Source organism: Streptomyces sp. NPDC050264, assembly GCF_040655895.1.
In the GTDB taxonomy this organism is placed as follows: Bacteria; Actinomycetota; Actinomycetes; order Streptomycetales; family Streptomycetaceae; genus Streptomyces.
This window is the reverse complement of the sequence record NZ_JBFAKV010000007.1, coordinates 351,938-358,186: the sequence shown is the minus strand read 5'-3', so window position 1 is coordinate 358,186 and position 6,249 is coordinate 351,938. Positions and strand designations below refer to the sequence as shown.

Here is a 6,249-nt window from a genome sequence, read left to right as displayed (position 1 = left end):
GCCCCCGCCGTGCGTACGTTCCCGTACGACACGCCCTCCAACGACCCCCGCCGCACGCCCGTTCCCGCACGCCGTCGCTACTCACGCCAATCCCCGCACCGCCACGCGCCCGTTCCCGTACGACACGCCCTCCAACGACCCCCCGCCGCACGCCCGTTCCCCTACGCCGTCGCTACTCACGCCGACGCCCGCACCCCCAACGGGCCCCCGCCGTGCGTACGTCCCCCTACGCCGCTCCCCCGACAGGCCCCGCCATGCGCACGCCCCCTCAACGCCCCCGGCCGTACGCCCGCTCCCCCCAACGGTCCCCGCCGTACACCCGCTCCCCCACCCCCCTTGGGGCGCCGCCCCCCAGCGGCGCCCCTCCCTCAAATCGCCGCTACGCGCGCGTGCGGCCGCGGCGGGTCAGGGCTACCGCTCCGGCTCCTGCCACCAGGAGGGCGATCGCGCCTCCTGCGATGTAGGGGGTCGTCGAGTTGCCGCCGGTTTCCGCCAGGTCGGGCTTTGTGGTGACCGGGTGGTTCGCCTTGGCTCCCTGGGGCTCGACCTCGTCGGTGTCGTCCGCCGGCTTCGGGGAGGCGGGGGTGGTGGGCGCCTTCGGGGATTCGCAGGTGGCGCCGGCCAGGGTGACCTCGCCGTTGACCTCGGCGACGTTCAGCTTGAGCGGGTTGACGGAGACCTTGAGCTGGAGCGCGGAGGCGGCCGCGGTCGTCGAGGTCGTCGACGTGTTGGACAGGCCGAGCGACACCTCGCCGACGCCCGGGACCTTGACCTCGGTGGTGCCGCCCGCGGTCAGCGTCACCTTTTTGCCGAGGACCGTGACGGAGCCCAGCAGGTTCGATTCGGCGACCGGCTTCTTGCCGGTTTCGCACAGCGCCTTCGAGGTGACCTGGTCGACCTCGATCAGGGAGAGCAGCGGCAGGCCGGGGATGTGGACCTTGGCGTGGACGAGCTGGGTGAAGCCCTCCGCCTTCTTGGCGTCGACGGTCGCCTTCGCCTTCGCCACGTCCGCGCGGAGCACACTGAACGGGCGGTTGCCGTCGACGCCGTCCAGCTGCACGCTCAGCGCGGTCTTCTCGGCGCTGGCGGGGGCCTGCACCTCGTTCAGGGCGACCGTGAGCGGGACGTTCACGGTCTTGTTCAGGAGCGAGACGTCCAGGCCCGTGCGGAGCACGACCGCGCCGGCCTTGCCTCCGTGGTCGCCCGTCGCCGCGGCCGGGCCCGCGGTCGCGAGCACGGCGGGTCCGGCGGCGAGCACGGTCGCGACGGCCGTCGCGGCGAAGCGGCGGGCGGGCGTGCGCAGGGCGGTGGTGACAGTGGAGCTGGGCATGCTGGTGGGACCCCCAGGAGAGGACAGAAGAGGACAGGCGATGCCCGGTTCAGGGCCGCCGGGGCTCGCGCACAGGGACATGGCGCGGCACCGCCGACAGGGTGTACCGGTCATCGATGAGGGAATCTTTACGCACTGAGAGTGAACGGGCGGCAACCTGACGTGAGTTCACCCCAAAGGGGGGTTTCCGCGCATGCCTTCGAATCTTTGGGCTCGTCTGTTCCCTGAAGTCACCCTGATGTCCCCCGGGCCGGCCGTCCGCCGGCATACGCCGGTTGACAGCAGGGGCGCGGACAAGTTGTGTGCAACGAGCAGCTGCCCGCGCAGGTCACGCTGTGTCAACCCACGTACCGGCAGGGGAGTTCGATGCCGCGCAACGTCGTACTGATCACCGCCGACCAGTGGCGCGGCGACTGTCTCTCGGGCGCGGGGCACCCGGTGGTGCGTACGCCCTATCTGGATCAACTCGCGGGGCGCGGAGCCCGGTTCGACCGCGCGTACACGGCGGTGCCGTCCTGCATCCCGGCGCGGGCCGCGCTGCACACCGGGCTCGCGCAGACCTCGCACGGCCGCACCGGGTACCGGGACGGGGTGCCGTGGGAGTACCCGGTGACGCTGGCGGGCGAGTTCGGGCGGCACGGGTACCAGACGCGGGCGGTCGGGAAGCTGCACGCGTACCCGGAGCGGAATCGCATCGGGTTCGACGAAGTGACGTTGCACGACGGGTACTTGCACTTCGCCCGGGACCGGCGGACCGATCCGCGCTTCCATGACGACTATCAGGCGTGGTTCGAGCGGCAGCCCGGCGGCGGTGAGTACACGGACCACGGCCTCGACTGCAACAGTGTGGTGGCACGGCCGTGGGACCGCCCGGAGCGGCTGCATCCGACGAACTGGGTGGTCACGGAGGCGGTCGACTTCCTTTACCGGCGGGACCCGACCGCCCCCTTCCTGCTCCATCTCTCCTTCCACCGGCCGCATCCGCCGTACGATCCGCCGCGCTGGGCGTTCGAGCAGTACCTGGAGGCGCCCGATTACGAGCCGGTGGTGGGTGACTGGGCCGAGGGTCTGGAGGGGTGGCGGGACGACACCCGCGCCGATGCCAACTACGCCTCGTACGACGGCCGTACGGTCCATCGCGCGCGGGCCGGTTACTACGGCCACATGTCCCATATCGACCAGCAGATCAACCGGTTCGTGCAGGCGCTCGACGAGTTCCGGCTCGCCGACGACACCTGGATCTGCTTCACCTCGGACCACGGCGAGATGCTCGGCGAGCACCGGCTGTGGCGCAAGGCGTATCCGTACGAGGGGTCGGCGCGGGTGCCGCTGATCCTTTCGGGGCCGCGCGGGACGCTGCCCGGCGGGACCGTCGTCGGCTCCGACACGGTGGCCGAACTCCGCGATGTCATGCCTACGTTGCTGGAGTGCGCGGGCCTGCCGGTGCCGGACGGACTCGACGGGCACAGTCTGCTGCCGGTGGCCCGGGGCGGACGGCTCGCCTCGCCGCGCCCGTACCTGCACGGCGAGCACGCCCTGTTCGGGGAGTCGATGCACTGGCTGACGGACGGCCGGGCGAAGTACGTGTGGTTCTCGGGCGGCGGGCGCGAGCAGCTCTTCGACCTGGACGCCGATCCGCGGGAGCTGCACGATCTGGCGCCGGGGGCGCCGCAGGAGGTCGCCGGGTGGCGGGCGCGGCTCGTCGCCGAGCTGGCGGGGCGGCCCGAGGGGTATGTGGCGGACGGTGAACTGGTCGCGGGCAGAATGCCGTTGGAGCAGTTGCCGGGCGGCTGGGCGGACGCGGCACGAGGATGACGAAGGCGGTACGGGTGTGACGACGGCGGTGGAGGTCGCTCAGGGGCCGGCGCGGGCGCGTCGGGCGACGGCGGTGCTGGTCGCGGTGGCGGCCGGGCTCGTTCTGCTGCCGGTGCCGGTGCTGGGCTCCGGCGACGAGGCGTTCGTGGCCGGCGCCGTCGCCGGGCTCTTCGGGGGCATTCTCCTGTGGCTGACGCGGAACCTCTGCGTGAAGATCAGCGCGCCTGCGCAGGCGGACGGGAACACGCTGCGCTGCCGCACGGTGACAGGGCTCCGCACGCTGACCGTCGCGGAGGTGCGGCGCGTGACGGCGTGGCGCGAGACCCGGCGCTCGGGCCTCTTCGACACGTGCCTGGTGGTCACCGACTCGGCGGGCACCCGGATCGGCTTCTACGCGGAGGACGACGCCATGCGGCACGTGAAGCGGGCGGTGGCGGCCCAGGTGCGCCGACGGGCTTCCGGCACGTCCGCGGTCCGCTGCTCACGCCTCGCCCTCGACGCGCTCGGGGTGCGGCCGCTGTCCGGGTTCGGCCGGTTCCTGCGCTCGCTGGCGGCCTTCGGGCGGGCGATGACGTACATGGTGGCGGGGGCTGCGGTGCCGGTGGTGCTGGCGGCGGCCTGAACGCAGCGGGCCGGCCGGCTAGCCGACCACGTTCCCCCGCAGCACGATGCGGCGCGGTGCCGCCAGCACGCCCACCTCGGCGCGCGGGTCCGTCTCGTAGACGACGAGGTCGGCGGGGGCGCCCTCGTCGAGTGCCGGGCGGCCGAGCCATGCGCGGGCTCCCCAGGTGGTGGCCGAGAGCGCCTCGACCGGGGGGATGCCCGCCTTCACGAGTTCGGCGACCTCGCCCGCGACCAGACCGTGGGCGAGGGAGCCGCCCGCGTCGGTGCCTACGTAGACCGGGATTCCGGCGTCGTAGGCGGCGCGGACCGTGTCGTAGCGGCGGTCGTGGAGCCGGCGCAGGTGCGACGACCAGCGCGGGAACTTCTCCTCGCCGCCCTTCGCGAGCTGCGGGAACGTGGCGATGTTGACGAGGGTGGGGACGATCGCGACGCCCCGCTCCGCGAAGAGCGGGATGGTGTCGTCGGTGAGTCCGGTGGCGTGCTCGACGCAGTCGATGCCCGCCTCGACGAGGTCGCGCAGCGAGTCCTCGGCGAAGCAGTGGGCGGTGACGCGGGCGCCGAGCCGGTGGGCCTCGGCGATCGCCGCCTCGACGGCCTCGCGCGGCCAGCAGGCGCTGAGGTCGCCGAGGCCGCGGTCGATCCAGTCGCCGACCAGCTTGACCCAGCCGTCGCCGCGCCGGGCTTCCCGGGCGACGTACGCGACGAGGTCCTCGGGCTCGATCTCGTGGGCGTAGTTGCGGATGTAGCGGCGGGTGCGGGCGATGTGCCGGCCCGCGCGGATGATCTTCGGGAGGTCCTCGCGGTCGTCGATCCAGCGGGTGTCGGAGGGCGAGCCCGCGTCGCGCAGCAGCAGGGTGCCGTGGTCGCGGTCGGTCAGGGCCTGCTTCTCGGCGGTCTCGGCGGGGACCGGGCCGTGGGCGTCGAGGCCGACGTGGCAGTGCGCGTCGACGAGTCCCGGCAGCGCCCAGCCCCGCACCGTCGTCACGTCCAGGCCCGCGGTGACCGGGCGGTCGTAGGTGATCCGGCCGCCGATCACCCACAGTTCGTCGCGTACGTCCTCGGGTCCGGCCAGGACCCGTCCCGTCACGTGCAGCGCCCCCGATGGGCTCGGCTCACTCATGCGCGAAGCCTATGAGGGGGGTGGGTACGCTCGACAACGGCATCCCGTCCGAACCCGTGAGCGAAGAGAGCAGCACCGTGACGCATCCGTTTCTCGATCTGACCCCCCTGAGCGCGGAGCACTTCGCCTCCATCGAGGACCGCGTGGCCCGTCTCATGAACACCTCGGCCACCCAGGACGTCGTGATCATGCAAGGTGAGGCGCTGCTGCCGCTGGAGGGCGCGATCCGCGCGGCGGCGGGGCCCGGCACCGTCGCCCTCAACGTGATCACCGGCCCGTACGGGCAGACCTTCGGCGACTGGCTGCGCGACTGCGGGGCCGCCGTGCACGATCTGGCGGTCCCCTTCCACGCGGCCGTCACCGCCGATCAGGTGCGGGCGGCGTTCGCCGAGCACCCGGACATCGACTTCGTCTCGCTGGTGCACGCGGAGGCAGCGACCGGCAACACCAACCCCGTCGCCGAGATCGGCGCCGTGGTGCGGGAGCACGGTGCGCTGTTCTACCTCGACGCGGTGGCGTCCATCGCCGCCGAGCCGGTGCTCCCGGACGCGTGGGGCGTGGACCTGTGCGTGATCGGCGCCCAGAAGGCGATGGGCGGTCCTGCCGGGGTCTCCGCCGTGTCGGTGAGCGCGCGGGCCTGGGAGCGGATGGCCGCCAACCCGCAGGCGCCGCGCCACTCGTACCTGTCGCTCCTCGACTGGAAGCAGCGCTGGATCGACGGCGGCCGCAAGGCGCTGCTGCACGCTCCGGCGCAGTTGGAGATGCTCGCCCTGGAGGCGTGCGTGGAGCGGATCGAGAGCGAGGGGCTCGACGCCCTGATGGCCCGGCACGCGAGTGCCGCCGCGGCGACCCGCGCCGGGACGCTCGCTCTGGGCGGGGGGCTCCAGCCGTACGTCCATGAGGCGCGGGACGCCGCTCCGGTCGCCACGACGCTGCGCGCGCCCGCCGGGACCGACGCCCGTGAGCTGGTGGCGAAGGCCCTCGCCGGTGACCCGGTGCTGCCGCTGGTCGCGGGCGGCGGCGCGCTGGCCGCGGAGATGATCCGGGTCAACCACTACGGCCCGCAGGCCACCCGTGGTGTCGTGCAGTCCTCGCTGGCGGCCCTGGGCGGGGCGCTCGCGGAGGCCGGATTCGAGGTGGACCTGGAGGGCGCGCGCAGGGCTGTCGCGGCCGCCTGGGCATAACCCTTCCCGTCCTTCACACAGTGGCGCCGCCCTTTTCCGTTTTAGGGCGGCGCTTTTCTAATTCTTCTTTCAGGCATTCTTCAGGTAATTATTGGAACAGCTTCCAGTAGTGCTTCTGCCCGCTTTTCCGTGACGTAAACACTAAGGTTTCAACAACGGGAACCGACGTAATCCGG

Annotated in this window: 5 protein-coding genes; 3 read left to right on the top strand and 2 right to left on the bottom strand. The window is 72.6% G+C overall.

Translation table 11 applies throughout. The annotated features are described in order from the left end of the window. Nucleotides 1-379 precede the first annotated feature (379 nt). Nucleotides 380-1,330, bottom strand: a complete 951-nt coding sequence (locus AB0J02_RS15580; RefSeq protein WP_363194172.1) for an SCO1860 family LAETG-anchored protein — start codon at nucleotides 1,328-1,330, stop codon at nucleotides 380-382. A gap of 366 nt (nucleotides 1,331-1,696) precedes the next feature. Here AB0J02_RS15580 and AB0J02_RS15575 point away from each other — a divergent pair, with 366 nt between their 5' ends. Together AB0J02_RS15575 and AB0J02_RS15570 are read left to right on the top strand one after the other, a co-directional pair. Further along, a complete protein-coding gene (locus AB0J02_RS15575; protein ID WP_363194171.1) occupies nucleotides 1,697-3,145 on the top strand; it encodes an arylsulfatase in 1,449 nt (482 codons plus the stop codon). A 16-nt stretch (nucleotides 3,146-3,161) separates the two neighbouring features. Continuing rightward, nucleotides 3,162-3,767, top strand: coding sequence for a hypothetical protein (locus tag AB0J02_RS15570; RefSeq protein WP_363194170.1), 606 nt, complete (start codon nucleotides 3,162-3,164; stop codon nucleotides 3,765-3,767). An 18-nt stretch (nucleotides 3,768-3,785) separates the two neighbouring features. On the opposite strand, the gene AB0J02_RS15565 is transcribed toward AB0J02_RS15570, so the two are convergent. Next, nucleotides 3,786-4,889, bottom strand: a complete 1,104-nt coding sequence (locus AB0J02_RS15565; protein ID WP_363194169.1) for an amidohydrolase family protein — start codon at nucleotides 4,887-4,889, stop codon at nucleotides 3,786-3,788. A gap of 77 nt (nucleotides 4,890-4,966) precedes the next feature. On the opposite strand from AB0J02_RS15565, the gene AB0J02_RS15560 reads away from it, so the two are divergent. Further along, a complete protein-coding gene (locus tag AB0J02_RS15560; protein WP_363194168.1) occupies nucleotides 4,967-6,073 on the top strand; it encodes an aminotransferase class V-fold PLP-dependent enzyme in 1,107 nt (368 codons plus the stop codon). Nucleotides 6,074-6,249: the final 176 nt, after the last annotated feature.